Origin of the sequence: Leclercia adecarboxylata, assembly GCF_006171285.1 — a bacterium.
Taxonomy (GTDB): Bacteria; Pseudomonadota; Gammaproteobacteria; order Enterobacterales; family Enterobacteriaceae; genus Enterobacter; species Enterobacter barmai.
Genome location: NZ_CP040889.1, coordinates 1,699,818 through 1,719,075 on the forward strand (window position 1 = coordinate 1,699,818; position 19,258 = coordinate 1,719,075).

Here is a 19,258-nt window from a genome sequence, read left to right on the forward strand (position 1 = left end):
CGCGCTTCCTTAGCGTTTTGCCTGCCAGATGCGGGCCTGGTAGTCGCGGATTGAACGGTCGGAGCTGAACATGCCGCAGCGCGCGGTGTTCAGAATGCACGCCCGGGTCCAGGCTTCCTGGTCACGGTACAGAACATCAACCTGCTTCTGCGCCTCGACGTAGCCGGCAAAGTCCGCCATCAGCAGGTACGGGTCGCCGCCCTGCTTGCCGATGCTGTGCAGCATCTGGTCGAATGCGTGCTTGTCGCCGTCGCTGTATTTGCCGCTCTCCAGCTCTTTCAGTACCGCATCCAGCAGTTTGTCTTTTTTACGCCATTTCACCGGGTCGTAACCTTTGGCTTTGATGGCTTTCACCTCTTCCACAGTATGGCCGAAGATAAAGATGTTCTCGTCGCCCACCTGCTCGGCGATCTCCACGTTCGCGCCGTCCAGCGTACCCACGGTCAGCGCGCCGTTCAGGGCCAGCTTCATGTTGCCGGTGCCGGAGGCCTCTTTACCGGCGGTCGAAATCTGCTCGGAGACATCCGCCGCCGGGATCAGCAGCTCAGCCGCAGAGACGCAGTAATCCGGCAGGAAGACCACTTTCAACTTGTCGCCCACTTTCGGATCGTTATTCACCGCGTCGGCCACTTTATTGATAGCGAAGATGATGTTTTTTGCCAGGTAGTAACCCGGCGCCGCTTTCGCGCCAAACAGGAACACGCGCGGCACGCGGTCGGCCTGCGGGTTCTCGCGGATCTCTTTGTAGAGCGCCAGAATGTGCAGCAGGTTCAGGTGCTGACGCTTGTACTCGTGCAGACGTTTAATCTGGATATCAAAAATCGCGTTCGGGTTGATCTCAATCCCGGTGCGGGTTTTGACGAACGCCGCCAGGCGCACTTTGTTGTCCTGCTTGATGGTGCGGTAGGTCTCGCGAAACGCCGCATCGTCAGCATACTTTTCCAGGTTGATCAGCTGGTCGAGATCGTTAGCCCACTCTTTGTCGAGCGAGGCGTCCAGCAGCGCGGCCAGTTTCGGGTTGCACTGTTTGATCCAGCGACGCGGCGTGATGCCGTTGGTGACGTTGTGGAACTTGTTCGGCCACAGCTGGTGATATTCCGGGAACAGATCTTTCACCACCAGGTCGGAGTGCAGTGCCGCCACGCCGTTCACCGCAAAACCGCTCACCACGCACAGGTTAGCCATGCGAACCTGCTTGTCGAAGACCACCGCCAGCTTCGCCCAGACCGCTTTATCGCCCGGCCAGGTTTTATCAACCAGCTTCTTAAAGCGGTTGTTGATCTCGTTGATGATCTGCATATGACGAGGCAGCAGGGTTTTAATCAGCTTCTCGTCCCAGCACTCCAGCGCCTCTGGCATCAGGGTGTGGTTGGTGTAGGCGAAGGTCTTGCTGGTGATGGCCCAGGCGTCGTCCCAGCTCAGCTGATGCTCATCGATCAGCACGCGCAGCAGTTCCGGGATGGCGATGGTCGGGTGGGTGTCGTTCAGCTGGATCACTTCGTAATCCGCCAGTTCGGTGAGTTTGCGGCCCGCCAGGTGATGGCGACGCAGGATATCGGCCACGGAACAGGCGCACTGGAAGTACTGCTGCATCAGGCGCAGCTTTTTACCCGCCAGATGGTTGTCGTTCGGGTAGAGAACTTTGGTCAGCTTGTCGGCGTCGATGCCCTGCTGCTCGGCACGCAGGAAATCGCCGTCGTTGAATCGGGTCAGGTTGAACGGATGAGCGTGCGTCGCCTGCCACAGGCGCAGCGGCTGCGCCACGCCGTTACGGTAGCCCAGCACCGGCAGATCCCAGGCCTGGCCGGTGATGGTGAAGCCCGGCTCCCACTGGCCCGCTTTCGTCACTTTACCGCCAATGCCCACCTGCACATCCAGCGCTTCGTTGTGGCGGAACCACGGGTAGCTGCCGCGATGCCAGTCATCCGGGGCTTCCATCTGCTGGCCGTCGGCGAATGACTGGCGGAACAGACCGTACTGGTAGTTCAGACCATAGCCAGTAGCCGACTGGCCTACCGTCGCCATCGAGTCGAGGAAACAGGCCGCCAGACGACCCAGGCCGCCGTTGCCCAGCGCCGGATCGATCTCCTCTTCCAGCAGGTCGGTCAGGTGGATGTTGTGCGTGCTCAGCACGTCGCTCACCTCCTGATACCAGCCGAGGTTCAGCAGGTTGTTGCCGGTCAGACGGCCAATCAGGAACTCCATCGAAATATAGTTGACGTGGCGCTGACCTTTCACCGGTTTTACCGCGGGTTGGGCGCTCAGCAGCTCGGCGAGCGCTCCGCTGACGGCCTGCCACCACTGGCGGGAGGTCATCTCTTCAGCGGCATGTAGTCCAAAACGCTGCCACTGACGCGTCAGGGCAGCCTGGAATTGAGCTTTGTTGAAAGTAGGCTGTGACATAGGGAATCTGCATCCTGTAGAGAGAAATTAACACGTTGGTGCTAGTGTGCCTGGCTCCTTATGGCTCTTCCTCCTCCCGCCGGGGATTAGGCGGGGAGGAGTAGCGGGGATGAGCGATAAAGTGTGATCGCGGCCACTTTCTGCTGCCGGAGTGTGGGGCATTGAGGATGAAATTAACGGGAAGAGGCTCAAAAAAATGAAATGCGGTTTCGCCTGAAATATACCGCACGGAAATAATTACTTACCCGACGTAATATCACTCAGAATTTACTGCATCTCAAATCGTTATTTCAGGAAAGTAATCATTCCACGACTTAATTAACTTTTCACAGCATTTACGCTTCTATATTCCTTTTTATGCTTAACCGTCCGAAAACTCGCCAGGCCAGTATCCATGCGCTTTGGAGGCTCACTGGAAAAGTTCCCTTCCCCCCACATAACTTTTTGTGACAGAGTGCAAATTCAGGGACATAAAACCCGGACATAACTTGCAATAAAAAGGTTTCTGACCGACCTTATATGCATTAATTACGAAGCGCAAAAAAAATCAAAAATCTCGATTTCCACACAGTGAAGTGAAACCTATGTTGATTCCGTCCAAATTAAGTCGCCCGGTTCGTCTTGACCATACTGTGGTCCGCGAACGGTTGCTGGCGAAACTTTCCGGCGCGAACAATTTTCGACTGGCGCTGGTAACGAGCCCTGCCGGGTACGGCAAAACAACGCTCATTTCGCAGTGGGCATCCGGCAAAACCGATCTCGGCTGGTACTCCCTGGATGAGGGCGATAACCAGCAGGAGCGTTTCGCCAGTTACCTGATCGCCGCCATTCAGCAGGCGACCAACGGACACTGCGTGACCAGCGAAAGCATGGTGCAAAAGCGGCAGTACGCCAGCCTCTCCTCGCTGTTTTCTCAACTGTTTATCGAGCTGGCCGAATGGCATCGCCCGCTTTATCTGGTCATTGACGATTACCACCTGATCACCAACCCGGTCATTCATGAGTCGATGCGCTTCTTCCTGCGCCATCAGCCGGAGAACCTGACCCTGGTGGTTCTGTCGCGCAACCTGCCGCAGTTGGGCATTGCCAACCTGCGCGTGCGCGACCAGCTGCTGGAAGTGGGCAGCCAGCAGCTCTCCTTTACCCATCAGGAAGCGAAGCAGTTCTTCGACTGCCGTCTGAAATCCCCTATCGAGGTGGCCGAGAGCAGCCGTCTGTGCGACGACGTGGCAGGCTGGGCGACCGCCCTGCAGCTGATTGCCCTCTCCGCACGGCATAACAACAGCTCGACGCAGCAGTCCGCCCGCCGCCTGTCGGGGATCAACGCCAGCCACCTCTCCGATTACCTGGTGGATGAAGTGCTCGACAGCGTCGATCAATCCACCCGCCAGTTCCTGTTAAAAAGCTCCCTGCTGCGCTCGATGAACGATGCGCTGATCGTGCGCGTCACCGGCGAAGACAACGGCCAGATGCGCCTGGAAGAGATTGAACGCCAGGGATTGTTCCTGCAGCGCATGGACGACTCCGGCGAATGGTTCAGCTACCACCCGCTGTTTGGCAGCTTCCTGCGCCAGCGCTGTCAGTGGGAGCTGGCGACCGAACTGCCGGAAATCCACCGCGCCGCCGCCGAGAGCTGGATGGCACAGGGTTTCCCGAGCGAGGCTATCCACCACGCGCTGGCAGCGGGCGACGCCCATATGCTGCGCGATATCCTGCTCAACCACGCCTGGAGCCTGTTTAATCACAGCGAACTGGCCCTGCTGGAGGAGTCGCTGCGCGCCCTGCCGTGGGAAAGCCTGCTGGAAAACCCGCGTCTGGTACTGCTGCAGGCCTGGCTGATGCAGAGCCAGCATCGCTACAGCGAAGTGAACACCCTGCTGGCCCGCGCCGAGCAGGAGATGAAAGGCGAGATGGACGCCGCCCTGCACGGCGAATTTAACGCCCTGCGCGCGCAGGTGGCCATTAACGACGGCGACCAGGAAGAGGCCGAGCGGCTGGCGATGGTCGCGCTGGAAGAGCTGCCGCTGGCAAACTTCTACAGCCGTATCGTTGCCACCTCGGTGCATGGCGAAGTGCTGCACTGTAAGGGCGATCTCACCCGCTCCCTGTCGCTGATGCAGCAGACCGAGCAGATGGCGCGCCGTCACGACGTCTGGCACTACGCCCTGTGGAGCATGATCCAGCAGAGCGAAATTTTATTTGCCCAGGGCTTCCTGCAGGCCGCCTGGGAGACGCAGGAAAAAGCGTTCAACCTGATCCGCGATCAGCATCTGGAACAGCTGCCGATGCACGAGTTTCTGCTGCGCATTCGCGCCCAGCTGCTGTGGGCGTGGGCGCGTCTGGACGAAGCCGAAAGCACCGCCCGTCACGGGGTCGACGTGCTCTCCACCTACCAGCCGCAGCAGCAGTTACAGTGTCTGGGCCTGCTGGTGCAGTGTTCCCTGGCGCGCGGCGATCTGGACAATGCCCGTAACCACCTTAACCGTCTGGAAAACCTGCTCGGCAACGGTCAGTACCACAGCGACTGGGTATCCAACGCCGATAAGGTGCGGGTGATCTACTGGCAGATGACCGGTGACAAAAAATCGGCGGCCAACTGGCTGCGCCAGACGCCGAAGCCGGCGTTCGCCAATAACCATTTCCTGCAGAGCCAGTGGCGCAACATTGCCCGGGCGCAGATCCTGTTAGGTGAGTTCGAACCGGCAGAGATGGTGCTGGAAGAGCTGAACGAGAATGCCCGCAGCCTGCGTCTGATGAGCGATCTCAACCGCAACCTGCTGCTGCAAAACCAGCTCTACTGGCAGGCAGGTCGTAAAAATGACGCCCAGCGCGTGCTGCTCGAAGCGCTGCAGCTGGCGAACCGTACCGGGTTTATCAGCCACTTTGTGATTGAAGGCGAGACCATGGCGCAGCAGTTGCGCCAGCTGATTCAGCTCAACACCCTGCCGGAGCTGGATCAGCACCGCGCCCAGCGCATCCTGCGGGAGATTAACCAGCATCACCGTCACAAGTTTGCCCACTTCGATGAGACCTTTGTCGAGCGTCTGCTGACCCACCCGGAAGTGCCGGAGCTGATCCGCACCAGCCCGCTGACCCAGCGCGAGTGGCAGGTTCTGGGGCTGATTTACTCAGGTTACAGCAACGAGCAGATCGCCGGTGAGCTGGCCGTGGCGGCCACCACCATTAAAACGCACATTCGTAATCTGTATCAGAAGCTGGGGGTTGCCCACCGTCAGGATGCGGTGCTGCATGCGCAGCAGCTGTTGAAGATGATGGGGTACGGCGTGTAATTCATTGCCCGGCGGCGCTACGCTTGCCGGGCCTACGCTTTTCGTAGCGTCGGGTAAGCGCAGCGCCACCCGACACCACAGTCAGCACAGTTCTAACTGCAACTTATTATCCCGAATCACTTTTAATACCCCTTCCGGCGGCATCACGTCCGTATAGACCGCATTCACCATGCTGATGCTGCCCATATTCACCATCGCGTTACGGCCAAACTTGGAGTGATCCACCACCAGCATCACGTGCCGCGAGTTCTCAATGATCGCCCGCTTGGTGCGCACTTCGTGGTAGTCAAACTCCAGCAGCGAGCCGTCGCTGTCGATGCCGCTGATACCCAGGATGCCAAAGTCGAGGCGGAACTGGGAGATGAAGTCGAGGGTCGCCTCACCGATAATGCCGCCGTCGCGGCTGCGCAGCTCACCGCCCGCCAGAATGATGCGAAAATCCTCTTTCTGCATCAGGGTGGTGGCCACGTTCAGGTTGTTGGTAACGATGCGCAGGTTTTCATGCCCGAGCAGAGCATGAGCCACCGCTTCCGGCGTGGTGCCGATGTCGATAAACAGCGTCGCGCCGTTGGGGATCTGGCTCGCCACCTTACGGGCGATGCGCTCCTTCTCGGAGGTCTGCGTCGCCTTGCGGTCGTGCCAGGAGGTATTCACCGAGCTGGACGGCAGCGCCGCGCCGCCGTGGTGGCGCAGGATGCGGTTCTGATCGGCCAGGTCGTTAAGGTCGCGGCGGATGGTCTGCGGGCTGACGGCAAACTGCTCCACCAGCTCTTCGGTACTGACGTATCCCTGCTTTTTCACCAGATCGATAATGGCGTCATGACGTTGTGTTTGTTTCATCGGAGTTCCCTGCCAGAATTATGTTCGTTTTCGCGCATTTAGCGTATCGGCAAACGCCATCGCCAGCCCGACCGCCAGCCCGGCTACGTGTGCGCCATTGGCAATCGCCATTCCAAATAGATCAAACCATCCGGCAATAATCCAGATTAAGGCAAAGGTCATCAACCCGCGCTGCAGGTAGATGCCGCTCTGGGGATCGCGCTCGCCGCGCAGCCAGACGTAGCCCATCAGCGCGTAGACCACGCCGGAAAGCCCCCCGAACCACGGGCCGCCAAACTTATGCTGGATAAAGCCGCTGAGCAGCGCGCTGATAAGGGTGAGTACGATGAGCTTGCCGCTGCCGAGCCGCTTCTCCACCGCCCCGCCGAGATACCACCACCACAGCAGGTTAAAGAGAATATGCAGGAACGAGAAGTGCATCAGCGCGTGGGTAAAGTAGCGCCAGAATTCGAACTCTACCGAGGCGTCATACGGCCAGGAGAGCATCAGCATCACCTGCTGATCGCCCACCACGTTCATCATAATGAAGACCAGAATACAGGCCGCCATCAACACCAGGGTGAACGGCCCCGCGCGTTCGCGCACGGTCGCAAGGAAAGGAAAGCGCTGGTAACGCAAACCGCTCCCGGTATGGCCGGACTGCCAGCTCGCCGCCAGATAGCGCGCATCGCCGGGGTTTTCCATAAAGCGCGCCAGTTCAGCGTTAACCCGGTCGGCCTGGCTCTCATCCGCCAGCCAGACGTCGGTCTGCGTATGTTGTTGAATGGTGAGGATAACCCCCTGCGTCGCCATGTAGTCGACAAACGCCTGGGCAACGCGCGGGTTGTTAAAAGAGGTAATCAGTAGCATCGGCGGCAGTCGCTTATTCCACACAAAAGGGGACAGTATATACCCTAAATGCCGGCGTGCTCGACTTCTGCCGGGAAATGACGGTGCCAGGCATCGAATCCGCCGTCCACGCTGTAAACCGCGTCATAGCCCTGTTGCAGCAGATACTGCGCCGCACCCTTGCTGCTGTTGCCGTGATAGCACATCACCATCACCGGGGTATCGAAATCGTTGTCGCGCATAAACTCGCTCAGCGAGGCATTGGTCAGATGGAATGCGCCCGGCGTGTGGCCCATGGCAAAACTTTGCGGATCGCGAATATCCACCAGCACCGCCGTTCCCTGGTGCATCTTCTGATGGGCTTCTTCTACGTTAATACATTCAAATTGTTCCATGGTGCTCTCTTATCTGTTTGCTCCCTCGCCCCTTTGGGGAGAGGGCCGGGGTGAGGGGAAAAATATACCGCGTAGTGTACGTCGTGGCGGCGGGTAAACGCCATTATGTTAGCTCTATCACTCAAAATTGTTTTTTTGATGTTACAAAAATCCATTTCCTTTGCTAGTATGAGCGATATCGAACATTTTTGAGCTTTAACGAAAGCGGCGTGAGGATACAATGGAAACCAAAGATCTGATTGTAATAGGTGGCGGTATCAACGGTGCGGGCATTGCGGCGGATGCCGCAGGGCGCGGGCTATCTGTCCTGATGCTGGAAGCGCAGGATCTCGCCTGTGCCACCTCCTCCGCCAGCTCCAAATTGATCCACGGTGGCCTGCGTTACCTGGAACACTACGAGTTCCGCCTGGTGAGTGAAGCCCTGGCCGAACGTGAAGTGCTGCTGAAAATGGCCCCGCATATCGCCACGCCGATGCGTTTTCGTCTCCCGCACCGTCCGCATCTGCGTCCGGCATGGATGATCCGCATTGGTCTGTTTATGTATGATCACCTGGGCAAACGCACCAGCCTGCCGGCCTCTGCCGGTGTGCGTTTTGGCGCAGACTCGGTGCTGAAGCCGGAGATCGTGCGCGGATTCGAATATTCCGACTGCTGGGTGGACGATGCCCGTCTGGTGCTCGCTAACGCGCAAATGGTTGAACGCAAAGGCGGCGAGGTCAAAACCCGCACCCGCGCGGTCTCGGCGCGCCGGGAAAACGGGCTGTGGATCGTTGAAGCCGAAGATATCGATACCGGCGAGCGTTTCAGCTGGCAGGCGCGTGGCCTGGTCAACGCCACCGGTCCGTGGGTGAAACACTTCTTTGACCACGGGATGCAGCTGCCGTCGCCATATGGTATCCGCCTGATCAAGGGCAGCCATATCGTGGTGCCGCGCGTGCACACCCAGAAGCAGGCCTACATTCTGCAAAACGAAGACAAACGTATCGTGTTTGTGATCCCGTGGATGGATGAGTTCTCCATCATCGGCACCACCGACGTGGAGTACAAAGGCGATCCGAAGAACGTCGAGATCGACGAGAGCGAAATCAGCTATCTGCTGAAGGTCTATAACGCGCACTTTAATAAGACCCTGGGGCGCGACGACGTGGTCTGGACTTACTCCGGCGTGCGTCCGCTGTGCGATGACGAGTCCGACTCACCGCAGGCCATCACCCGCGATTACACGCTTGATATTCACGATGACCACGGCAACGCACCGCTGCTGTCGGTGTTTGGCGGCAAGCTGACCACCTACCGTAAGCTGGCGGAGCACGCGATGGAAAAACTGGCGCCGTATTATAAAGGTATCGGCCCGGCCTGGACCAAAGGGGCAGTGCTGCCTGGCGGCGATCTCGGCGGCAACCGCGATGACTACGCGGCCAAACTGCGCCGTCGCTATCCGTTTATCAGCGAATCCATGGCCCGCCACTTTGCCCGCACCTACGGCAGCAACTGCGAGTTGATCCTGAAAGAAGCCAAGGATCTGACCGATCTGGGCGAACATTTTGGTCATGAGTTCTACGAGGCGGAGCTGCGTTATTTAGTCGACCATGAGTGGGTACGCCGCGCGGACGATGCGCTGTGGCGTCGCACCAAAGAGGGAATGTGGCTGAACGCGGAGCAGCAGTCGCGCGTTGCGCAGTGGCTGGCTGAGCAGACGGGAAAGCGTGAGCTGTCGTTAGCGTCGTGAGGAAATGCCCGGTGGCGCTGACGCTTACCGGGCCTATAAAAGACTAAGGAACGTAGGCCGGGTAAGGCGAAGCCGCCACCCGGCAAAAAAACAGCGGTGCGGCCTGATGCCCTCACCCCGGCCCTCTCCCACAGGGAGAGGGTGCAAACACTAAAAAAGGCAACTTTCGTTGCCTTTTTGCTTTTACAACCGCACCGGATCAATATGCCAGATCGTCTCGGCATACTCTTTGATGGTGCGATCCGACGAGAAGTAGCCCATGTTGGCGATGTTATGCATCGCTTTGGTGGCCCACTCTTCCGGCTTGCGGTACAGCTCGTCCACGCGGTCCTGACAATCCACATAGCTGCGGTAGTCCGCCAGCACCTGATAGTGATCCCCGAAGTTAATCAGTGAATCCACCAGGTCGCGGTAACGGCCAGGCTCGTCCGGGTTAAATACCCCGGTGGCGATCTGGGTCAGCACCTGACGAAGCTCTTCATCCTTCTCGTAATAGTCACGCGGCGAGTAGCCCTTCGCACGCAGCGCCTCAACCTCTTCCGTGGTGTTGCCGAAGATAAAGATGTTCTCTTCACCCACGTGCTCCAGCATCTCAACGTTGGCGCCGTCCAGCGTGCCGATGGTCAGCGCCCCGTTCAGGGCAAACTTCATATTACTGGTGCCGGAGGCCTCAGTGCCTGCGGTCGAGATCTGCTCCGAGAGATCGGCCGCCGGAATGATCAGCTGCGCCAGACTCACGCTGTAGTTCGGGATAAAGACGACCTTCAGCTTGTCACCAATCTGCGGATCGTTATTGATCACCTTCGCCACGTCGTTGATCAGATGAATGATGTGCTTCGCCATGTAGTAGGCCGAGGCCGCTTTACCGGCGAAGATGTTCACGCGCGGCACCCACTCGGCATCCGGATCGGCCTTGATGCGGTTGTAGCGGGTGATCACGTGCAGCACGTTCATCAGCTGACGCTTGTACTCGTGAATACGTTTGATCTGCACGTCGAACAGCGCTTTCGGGTTGGCGACCACGTTCAGATGCAGCGCCATCCACACCGCCAGCCGCTTTTTGTTCAGCAGCTTGGCGTCGCGCACCGCTTTATTCACCGTCGGGAAATCAGCGTGCTGCTCCAGCTCGCTCAGCTGGCTTAAATCGGTGCGCCAGGTACGGCCAATGTTCTCGTCGAGCACCTCGGAGAGCGGCTGGTTAGCCAGCGCCAGCCAGCGGCGCGGCGTCACCCCGTTGGTGACGTTGCAGAACCGCATCGGGAAGATTTTTGCAAAGTCGGCGAACAGCGACTGCACCATCAGGTTAGAGTGCAGCTCAGACACGCCGTTGACCTTGTGGCTGATCACCACCGCCAGCCACGCCATGCGCACCCGGCGGCCATTGGATTCATCAATGATGGAGGTGCGGCTCAGCAGGCCGGTGTCGTGCGGATACTGCTCCTGCAACGTTTTCAGGAAGAAGTCGTTAATCTCAAAGATGATCTGCAGGTGGCGCGGCAGGATTTTGCCGAGCATATCCACCGGCCAGGTCTCCAGGGCTTCGCTCATCAACGTGTGGTTGGTGTAGGAGAAGACCTGGCAGGTCACCTCGAAGGCCTCGTCCCAGCTGAACTTATGCTCGTCGATCAGCAGACGCATCAGCTCGGGGATCGACAGCACCGGATGGGTGTCATTCAGGTGGATACAGGTCTTCTCGGCCAGGTTGGCGTAGGTTTTGTGCAGCTGGTAGTGGCGGCTCAGGATATCCTGTATGGTCGCGGAGACCAGGAAGTACTCCTGGCGCAGACGCAGCTCGCGCCCCGAGTAGGTGGAGTCGTCCGGGTAAAGCACACGGGAGACGTTCTCGGAGTGGTTTTTATCTTCCACCGCCGCGAAGTAGTCGCCCTGGTTGAATTTACCGAGGTTGATCTCGCTACTGGCCTGAGCGTTCCACAGGCGCAGCGTGTTGGTGGCATCGGTGTCGTAGCCGGGGATAATCTGGTCGTAGGCCACGGCGAGGATCTCTTCGGTCTCGACCCAGCGGCTCTTTTTGCCTTCCTGCTGAATACGACCCCCAAAGCGGACCTTATAGCGGGTGTTGTGGCGCTTGAACTCCCACGGGTTGCCGTACTCCAGCCAGTAGTCCGGGGACTCTTTCTGTCGGCCATCGACGATGTTCTGTTTGAACATGCCGTAATCGTAGCGGATGCCGTAGCCACGCCCCGGCAGGGCGAGGGTCGCCAGCGAATCGAGGAAGCAGGCCGCCAGACGACCCAGACCGCCGTTGCCTAAGCCGGGGTCGTTCTCTTCGTCAATCAGCTCTTCTAAATCCAGCCCCATCTCTTCCAGCGCGGTTTTGACGTCGTCATAAATACCCAGCGACAACAGCGCGTTGGAAAGGGTGCGGCCAATCAAAAACTCCATCGACAGATAGTAAACCTGGCGAGTCTCCTGTGAGAGCTGGGCGCGGTTGGAGCGCAGCCAGGGTTCAACCAGCCGGTCACGCACCGCAAACAGCGTGGCGTTAAGCCATTCGTGTTTGTTGGCGATGACCGGATCTTTGCCGATGGTGAACATCAGCTTGTAAGCGATAGAGTGCTTTAACGCCTCAATGCTTACCGTGGGAGACGCATAGGAAAAGGGTGCATTCATATCTCTGATTCCAGCGTTGTTACATCAAGCGTTGATAAAGATCGCGGTAGGACTGCGCCGCAACTTGCCAGCTAAAATCCATGGCCATCGCCTGGCGTTGAACAAAACGCCATAAAGAGGGACGTGACCACAACACGAAGGCACGACGAATCGCGCGTAACAGCGACCAGGCATTACTGTCCTCGAAGACAAATCCGCTGGCTATTCCGTCTGCCAGGTTCTCCAGCGAGGTGTCGGATACGGTATCCGCCAGCCCGCCGGTACGGCGCACCAGAGGCAGCGTGCCGTACTTCAGGCCATACAGCTGGGTTAAGCCGCAGGGCTCAAATCGGCTCGGCACCAGGATAACGTCGGCGCCACCCATGATGCGATGGGAGAAGGCTTCGTGATAGCCAATCTGCACCCCCACCTGCCCCGGATGCTCGGCGGCGGCGGCGAGGAAGCCCTCCTGTAGCACCGGATCGCCGGCCCCCAGCAGCGCCAGCTGTCCGCCCTGCTCCAGCAGACCCGGCAGCGCTTCAAGCACCAGATCGAGCCCTTTCTGGCTGGTCAGACGGCTCACCACCGCAAACAGCGGCACCTTGTCGTTGACCTTCAGCCCCATAGCAATCTGCAGCTGACGTTTGTTCTCGGCCTTATCTTCCACCGAGTCGCGGTTATAGCGCGCGCTCAGCAGCAGATCGGTCTCCGGGCTCCAGATTTTTTCATCCACGCCGTTGAGAATGCCCGAAAGGCGGCCTTCGCGGTGGCGCTGGGTCAGCAGCCCTTCCATGCCGTAGCCAAACTGCGCTTCGGTGATCTCCCGCGCGTAGGTCGGACTTACGGCGGTGATGTGATCGGCGTAGTACAGCCCGGCCTTGAGGAACGAAATCTGCCCGTTGAACTCCAGCCCATGGATATTAAAGAACGACCATGGCAGTTCTATTTCATCCATGTGTTTGGCTAAATACATCCCCTGATACGCCAGGTTATGCACGGTAAAGACCGATTTTGCCGGATGGCCACGCACCGCCAGATACGCCGGGGCTAACCCGGCGTGCCAGTCGTGGGCATGCACGATGTCCGGACGCCAGAACGGATCCAGCCCGCAGGCCATCTCCGCACCGACCCAGCCGAGCAGCGCGAAACGCAGCACGTTGTCGGTATAGGCAAACAGGTTAGTGTCGTGGTACGGGCTCCCTGGGCGGTCATAAAGATGCGGGGCATCAATCAGGTAGATGCCCACGCCGTTGTAATGGCCAAACAGTAATGTGATGCGCCCGGCAAAGGTCTCACGGCGGCTGACAATCTGCGCGTCAGGCACGCCGCGACGAATATCCGGAAAAGCAGGGAGAAGCACGCGAGTATCGACCCCACCGGCGATTTGCGCCGCCGGTAACGCCCCAATCACATCCGCCAACCCGCCGGTTTTTAGCAACGGGAACATCTCAGAACAAACGTGTAAAACCTGCATCATCGCTCCTGTTTGATCTGCAGTTTACGCAGCATTTCACGCGTAACCAGCACGATACCTTCTTCTGAGCGGTAGAAACGGCGCGCGTCCTCTTCCGCATTTTCTCCAATTACCATGCCTTCCGGGATGACGCAGGCACGGTCGATAACGCAACGACGCAGGCGGCACGAGCGGCCCACCCAGACGTCGGGTAACAGTACTGACGAATCAATGTTGCAGAAGGAGTTCACCCGCACGCGCGGGAACAACACCGACTGCACCACCACCGAGCCCGAAATAATGCACCCGCCAGAAACCAGCGAGTTCAGCGTCATGCCGTGGCTGCCCGAGCGGTCCTGCACAAATTTCGCAGGAGGCAGAGACTCCATGTGGGTGCGGATCGGCCAGTTATGGTCGTACATGTCGAGTTCTGGCGTTACAGAGGCCAGGTCGAGGTTGGCCTTCCAGTACGCTTCCAGGGTGCCCACATCGCGCCAGTACGGTTCTGAATTCGGATCGGACTGTACGCAGGAGAGTGGGAACGGATGTGCATAGGCCATGCCAGATTTGGTGATTTTCGGGATAATATCTTTGCCGAAGTCGTGGCTGGATTTCTCGTCCTTGTCATCCTCTTCCAGCAGCTGGTAAAGGTAATCGGCATCAAAGACATAGATACCCATACTGGCGAGCGACTTAGTGTCATCCCCCGGCATTGAAGGCGGGTTCGCCGGTTTTTCCACGAACTCGATGACTTTGTCGTTTTCATCCACCGCCATAACGCCAAACGCCGTCGCCTCGGCAACGGGCACCGGCATACAGGCCACGGTGCAGCGCGCCCCTTTTTCGACATGGTCGATCAGCATGCGCGAGTAGTCCTGCTTGTAGATGTGGTCCCCGGCAAGGATCACCACATACTCGGCGTCGTAGCGACGAATAATGTCGAGGTTCTGCGTGACCGCATCGGCGGTGCCGCGATACCAGTTTTCGCCGTGTACGCGCTGCTGGGCAGGCAGCAGATCGACAAACTCGTTCATCTCCTCACTGAAGAACGACCAGCCGCGCTGAATGTGCTGCACCAGGGTGTGGGACTGATACTGGGTGATCACGCCAATACGGCGAATACCGGAGTTAAGGCAGTTTGACAGAGCAAAATCGATAATACGGAATTTACCGCCGAAGTGGACGGCGGGTTTGGCACGTTTAATCGTTAAATCTTTTAATCGGGTACCGCGTCCACCAGCAAGAATCAGGGCAACAGACTTCAATGGCAGCTGACGCGCCAACATTAGAGGGTCGTTCTTATCTAACCTAACCATGATCAACTCCTTTTATTATCATCTCTGGAATACACATACACCGTGCGCAGGCCCATGCCAGGCAGTCATAACGACCGGATTATCCTCTCCGGCAAAGGGGGGGATAGCCCGCCACTCCCCTTCGGGTAAAGCAATTTCTGCGACCTCATTGGTGGCGTTGAAGGTGATGAGCCAGCAATCCGAAAGCAGGATCTGCAGGCACGGCACGCCGCTCTGCCACTCGTGCGCGTCCAGGGGTTGCGCCTTTTTATTTAACCAGCGAACATTGCCATCGCCCTCTTCCCACCACTGATTCAGGGTGAGCGCCGGGATCTGCTTGCGCAGATGCACCAGCGCGGCCGTAAAGGCGACCAATCCCTCGTTGGCCTGTTGCCAGTCCAGCCAGGTTAACGCGTTATCCTGGCAATACGCGTTGTTGTTGCCGTGCTGACTGTGGCCATGTTCATCGCCCGCCAGCAGCATCGGCGTCCCCTGTGACAGCAAAAGGGTGGTCAGCAGCGCATGCACGCTGGCGCGCCGCCGTTCAATCACATCCAGATTGCCACTTAATCCTTCAACACCATGGTTAAAACTGTGGTTATTGAAGGTGCCGTCACGGTTTTCTTCGCCGTTTGCTTCATTGTGTTTCTGATTGAAACAAACGCAGTCACGCAGGGTGAATCCGTCGTGCGCCGTCAGCAAATTGACCGATGCAGAAGGCAAACGCCCGTTGCGTTTAAACAGATCGCTGGACGCCGCGAAACGTCCGGCAAAGGCCCCCAGCGACAGATCGCGCGCCAGCCAGAAGCGGCGCGCCGCATCACGATAGTGATCGTTCCACTCGGCAAACAGCGGCGGGAAATTCCCCACCTGGTAACCGCCCGGGCCGACATCCCAGGGTTCAGCAATCAGCTTCACGCCCGAGAGCAGCGGGCAGTTTTTGATGGCCTCAAACAGCGGCGCCTGCTGGCTGTATTCCGGCGTGCGTCCCATCACCGGGGCCAGGTCAAAACGAAAACCGTCGATGTGGAAGGTTTCAACCCAGTATTTCAGGCACGCATACGCGTAATCTGTTACCGCCGGATGGCTGAGGTTGAGGGTGTTACCGCACCCGGTCCAGTTGTGATAATCCCCGTCCTCTCTTAACCAATAATAGCTAGGGTTATCAATTCCGCGCAGGGAGAAGGTCGGCCCCTCAAGATCCAGCTCGGCGCTGTGGTTGAGAACGATATCCAGAATGACCTCGATACCCGCTTCGTGTAGCGCCTTCACCGCGTCACGAAACTCATCCCGCGCCCGGTCGGGATGCGAGGCGTAGCGCGGCTCGAGGGCAAACATCGCCATCGGGTTATAGCCCCAGTAGTTGCTGAGGCCGAGGCGTTGCAGGCGCGGCTCGCTGGCGAAATGGGCCACCGGCAATAACTCCAGAGCCGTGATGCCGAGCTGCTTAAAATAGGCAATCATCACCGGATGGCTGAGCGCCTGATAGGTGCCGCGGATCTCTTCCGGGATTTCAGGGTGCAGCCAGGTCAGCCCTTTGACGTGCGCTTCATAGATGACCGTGTTGCCCCACGGCGTGTTGGGCGGGGCATCCTCTTCCCAGTCGTAATGATCGTTGACCACCACGCTTTTCGGCGCGACGGCGGCGCTGTCGCGGTGATCCGGGGTCTCTTTGCCGCTGTGCAGTAGAACGTCGTCATTCAGCGTGCCATCGACCTGATACGCGCAGGGGTCGAGCAGCAGTTTCGCCGGGTTAAAGCGCAGCCCTTTGGCCGGATCCCAGGGCCCATAAACCCGATAGCCGTAGCGCATGCCGGGGCGGGCATGTTCCAGATAGCCGTGCCAGATATCGCCGCTGCGCGCCACCAGATCGTAGCGATGTTCAATGCCTTTGCCGTCAAACACACAGAGTTCAACCCGATCCGCGTGGGCGGAGAAGATCGTGAAGTTCACCCCCTTCCCGTCGTAGCACGCACCGAGCGGGGCGGGTTTACCGGCAGTGAGTTGCGTCATTCCCCCTCCCGGACCAGCCAGATAGTGGACAGCGGCGGCAGCGTCAGGCTCAGGGATTGTGGACGACCATGGCTCTCCTGTTCATCGCTCTGCACCAGCCCACCGTTACCCGCATTGCTGCCGTGGTAGTGCATGGAGTCGGTGTTCAGCACCTCGCGCCATTTGCCCGGCTGATTGATGCCGAACCGGTAGTGATGGCGCGTCACCGGGGTGAAGTTGCTGGCGACGATGATTTCGTTGCCCGCTTTATCACGACGGACAAAGATCAGCACCGAGCGTTCGTGGTCATCCACCACCAGCCACTCAAAGCCGTAATCATCGAAGTCCAGCTCGTGCAGGGCCTTGTGATGACGGTAGGTATGGTTGAGGTCGCGAACCAGGCGCTGAACGCCGTGGTGCCAGTTGTCGCCCCCTTCCAGCAGATGCCAGTCGAGGCTGGAGTCGTGGTTCCACTCGCGGCCCTGGGCGAACTCGTTGCCCATAAACAGCAGCTTTTTGCCCGGGAAGGCGAACATCCAGCCGTAGTAGGCGCGCAGGTTGGCAAATTTTTGCCATGCGTCGCCCGGCATACGGTCGAGAATCGATTTTTTGCCGTGAACCACTTCGTCGTGGGAGAGCGGCAGGACAAAGTTTTCGGTGCCGTTATAGAGCATGCCGAAGGTCAGCTTGTTGTGGTGATACTGGCGATGCACCGGATCCAGCTTCATGTAATCCAGGGTATCGTGCATCCAGCCGAGGTTCCACTTGTACCAGAAGCCGAGGCCGCCCATTGAAGGCGGACGGGAGACGCCCGGGAAGTCGGTGGACTCTTCAGCCATCGTCACCGCGCCCGGCGACTGCTCGCCGAGAATGCGGTTGGTGTTGCGCAGGAACTCGATCGCTTCGAGGTTTTCGCGGCCGCCGAATTCGTTCGGGATCCACTCCCCCTCTTTGCGGCTGTAGTCACGGTAGATCATCGACGCCACCGCATCCACGCGCAGGGCGTCAATGCCGAAACGCTCGATCCAGTAGAGCGCATTGCCCACCAGGTAGTTGGTCACTTCCCGACGACCATAGTTGTAGATCAGGGTATTCCAGTCCTGGTGATAGCCTTCCCGCGGATCGCTGTGCTCATACAGGCTGGTGCCGTCAAACTGCGCCAGGCCAAAATCATCAGACGGGAAGTGGCCCGGGACCCAGTCGAGGATCACGTTCAGCCCGGCGGCGTGCGCGGCGTTGATAAAGTAGCGGAAGTCATCCCGGGTGCCGAAACGGCGGGTCGGGGCATACATCCCGGTCGGCTGGTAGCCCCAGCTGCCGTCAAACGGGTGCTCGTTGATCGGCAGCAGCTCCAGATGGGTAAAGCCCATCCATTTCACATAGGGGATCAGCTGGTCGGCAAGCTCCCGGTAGCTGAGCCAGAAGTTGTTATCGGTATGACGACGCCAGGAGCCAAGATGGACTTCGTAAATGGAGATCGGCATATCGAACTGGTTGGCCCGGGCGCGCTCTTCGCTCTGGGCGACTTTCTCCGGCAGGCCGCAAATCAGTGACGCCGTTTCCGGGCGCATCTGTGCCTCGAAGGCATAGGGGTCGGCCTTGATGCGCAGCTTGCCGTGAGCATCGATCATCTCATATTTGTACAGCTGGCCGTTTTGCGCGCCGGGGATAAACAGCTCCCAGATGCCGGTTTCACGGCGCAGGCGCATCGGGTGGCGGCGGCCATCCCAGTAGTTGAACTGCCCCACCACGGAGACGCGTTGGGCATTCGGTGCCCAGACGGTAAAGCGGGTGCCGGTGACGCCGTCCATCGTGTCGGCGTGCGCGCCGAGGGTTTCATAAGGCCGCAGGTGCGTACCTTCCGACAGCAGCCAGGCGTCCATCTCCTGTAACAGCGGACCAAAGCGATAGGGATCGTCGATCAGATTCTGCTGACCATGCCAGATCACGGCGAGCTGATAGCGGAAGAAGTTTTTACGGCGGGCCATCACGCCAGCGAAGAAGCCGCGTGAATCGATACATTCGAGTTTACCGACCTTGCGACCGGTTTTGGGTTCAATCACCCACACTTCCGTTGCGTCAGGTAACAGTGCCCGGACTTCCAGCCCGGCGTCAGTGCGGTGCATGCCAAGTACAGAAAACGGATCCGCAAAGTGACCCGCAATAAGCGCATTAATCACGTCTCTATCAATACGAACAGACATGGTGTTCATCCTGTTTTTTTAGTTGCCGCCCCTTTCGCGCGCCGGGTACGACCTTGATGTGACCTGAATGGAACAGCACACTGTGCATCCTCTCTGTTCCATCCAACCTCCAGGCGGAATATGTGGCATCCCGCATAAAGCATAGCCAACGCTTTATATGACTCCCGAAAAATAATGGATCATTTGCGTTTTCGTCCTTTAGTACGCAAAAAAAGGGGT

At 58.5% G+C, this 19,258-nt stretch carries 11 protein-coding genes; 2 read left to right on the forward strand and 9 right to left on the reverse strand.

The window, feature by feature from the left end:
* Positions 1 to 9: 9 nt before the first annotated feature.
* On the reverse strand, positions 10 to 2,403 hold the full coding sequence (gene malP, locus FHN83_RS09955; RefSeq protein WP_039031499.1) for a maltodextrin phosphorylase: 2,394 nt from the start codon (positions 2,401 to 2,403) through the stop codon (positions 10 to 12).
* A gap of 584 nt (positions 2,404 to 2,987) precedes the next feature.
* Here malP and malT point away from each other — a divergent pair.
* Entirely contained in the window at positions 2,988 to 5,693 is a 2,706-nt protein-coding gene (gene malT / locus FHN83_RS09960; protein WP_039031498.1) for an HTH-type transcriptional regulator MalT, read from the forward strand.
* Between the two features lie 81 nt (positions 5,694 to 5,774).
* On the opposite strand, the gene FHN83_RS09965 is transcribed toward malT, so the two are convergent.
* From FHN83_RS09965 to glpE, 3 genes are read right to left on the reverse strand one after another with little or no spacing between them, the layout of a single operon-like run.
* Entirely contained in the window at positions 5,775 to 6,533 is a 759-nt protein-coding gene (locus tag FHN83_RS09965) for a DeoR/GlpR family transcriptional regulator (RefSeq protein WP_039031497.1), read from the reverse strand.
* An 18-nt stretch (positions 6,534 to 6,551) separates the two neighbouring features.
* Positions 6,552 to 7,382 carry a rhomboid family intramembrane serine protease GlpG gene (gene glpG / locus FHN83_RS09970; protein ID WP_139563754.1) on the reverse strand — a complete coding sequence of 277 codons (831 nt, stop codon included), beginning with the start codon at positions 7,380 to 7,382 and terminating at the stop codon, positions 6,552 to 6,554.
* 44 nt (positions 7,383 to 7,426) lie between these two features.
* Positions 7,427 to 7,756, reverse strand: a complete 330-nt coding sequence (gene glpE, locus FHN83_RS09975) for a thiosulfate sulfurtransferase GlpE (RefSeq protein WP_039031495.1) — start codon at positions 7,754 to 7,756, stop codon at positions 7,427 to 7,429.
* A gap of 220 nt (positions 7,757 to 7,976) precedes the next feature.
* Between glpE and glpD the strand changes: the two genes are divergently transcribed.
* Positions 7,977 to 9,485, forward strand: a complete 1,509-nt coding sequence (gene glpD, locus FHN83_RS09980) for a glycerol-3-phosphate dehydrogenase (RefSeq protein WP_139563755.1) — start codon at positions 7,977 to 7,979, stop codon at positions 9,483 to 9,485.
* A gap of 183 nt (positions 9,486 to 9,668) precedes the next feature.
* Here the strand turns inward: glpD and glgP are convergent, their stop codons facing one another.
* From glgP to glgB, 5 genes are read right to left on the reverse strand one after another with little or no spacing between them, the layout of a single operon-like run.
* Entirely contained in the window at positions 9,669 to 12,116 is a 2,448-nt protein-coding gene (gene glgP / locus FHN83_RS09985; RefSeq protein ID WP_139563756.1) for a glycogen phosphorylase, read from the reverse strand.
* 19 nt (positions 12,117 to 12,135) lie between these two features.
* Complete coding sequence (glgA, locus tag FHN83_RS09990; protein ID WP_039031492.1) at positions 12,136 to 13,569, reverse strand: glycogen synthase GlgA; 1,434 nt, start codon at positions 13,567 to 13,569, stop codon at positions 12,136 to 12,138.
* On the reverse strand, positions 13,569 to 14,864 hold the full coding sequence (glgC, locus tag FHN83_RS09995; protein ID WP_039031491.1) for a glucose-1-phosphate adenylyltransferase: 1,296 nt from the start codon (positions 14,862 to 14,864) through the stop codon (positions 13,569 to 13,571). Before glgC ends, glgA begins: the two co-directional genes overlap by 1 nt.
* Positions 14,865 to 14,882: 18 nt before the next feature.
* The gene (glgX, locus tag FHN83_RS10000) at positions 14,883 to 16,856 is read right to left on the reverse strand and encodes a glycogen debranching protein GlgX (RefSeq protein WP_139563757.1); all 1,974 of its coding nucleotides are present in this window, start codon (positions 16,854 to 16,856) and stop codon (positions 14,883 to 14,885) included.
* Positions 16,853 to 19,039: a 1,4-alpha-glucan branching enzyme gene (glgB, locus tag FHN83_RS10005; RefSeq protein ID WP_039031489.1), complete on the reverse strand. Its 2,187-nt coding sequence runs from the start codon at positions 19,037 to 19,039 to the stop codon at positions 16,853 to 16,855. The genes glgX and glgB overlap by 4 nt, the downstream gene beginning before the upstream one ends.
* Positions 19,040 to 19,258 lie beyond the last annotated feature (219 nt).

Excerpts from the sequence above, each read along its gene's own strand:
- malP (WP_039031499.1), bottom strand. The coding sequence starts at position 2,403 with ATGTCACAGCCTACTTTCAACAAAGCTCAATTCCAGGCTGCCCTGACG.
- malT (WP_039031498.1), top strand. The coding sequence starts at position 2,988 with ATGTTGATTCCGTCCAAATTAAGTCGCCCGGTTCGTCTTGACCATACT.
- FHN83_RS09965 (WP_039031497.1), bottom strand. The coding sequence starts at position 6,533 with ATGAAACAAACACAACGTCATGACGCCATTATCGATCTGGTGAAAAAG.
- glpG (WP_139563754.1), bottom strand. The coding sequence starts at position 7,382 with ATGCTACTGATTACCTCTTTTAACAACCCGCGCGTTGCCCAGGCGTTT.
- glpE (WP_039031495.1), bottom strand. The coding sequence starts at position 7,756 with ATGGAACAATTTGAATGTATTAACGTAGAAGAAGCCCATCAGAAGATG.
- glpD (WP_139563755.1), top strand. The coding sequence starts at position 7,977 with ATGGAAACCAAAGATCTGATTGTAATAGGTGGCGGTATCAACGGTGCG.
- glgP (WP_139563756.1), bottom strand. The coding sequence starts at position 12,116 with ATGAATGCACCCTTTTCCTATGCGTCTCCCACGGTAAGCATTGAGGCG.
- glgA (WP_039031492.1), bottom strand. The coding sequence starts at position 13,569 with ATGCAGGTTTTACACGTTTGTTCTGAGATGTTCCCGTTGCTAAAAACC.
- glgC (WP_039031491.1), bottom strand. The coding sequence starts at position 14,864 with ATGGTTAGGTTAGATAAGAACGACCCTCTAATGTTGGCGCGTCAGCTG.
- glgX (WP_139563757.1), bottom strand. The coding sequence starts at position 16,856 with ATGACGCAACTCACTGCCGGTAAACCCGCCCCGCTCGGTGCGTGCTAC.
- glgB (WP_039031489.1), bottom strand. The coding sequence starts at position 19,039 with ATGTCTGTTCGTATTGATAGAGACGTGATTAATGCGCTTATTGCGGGT.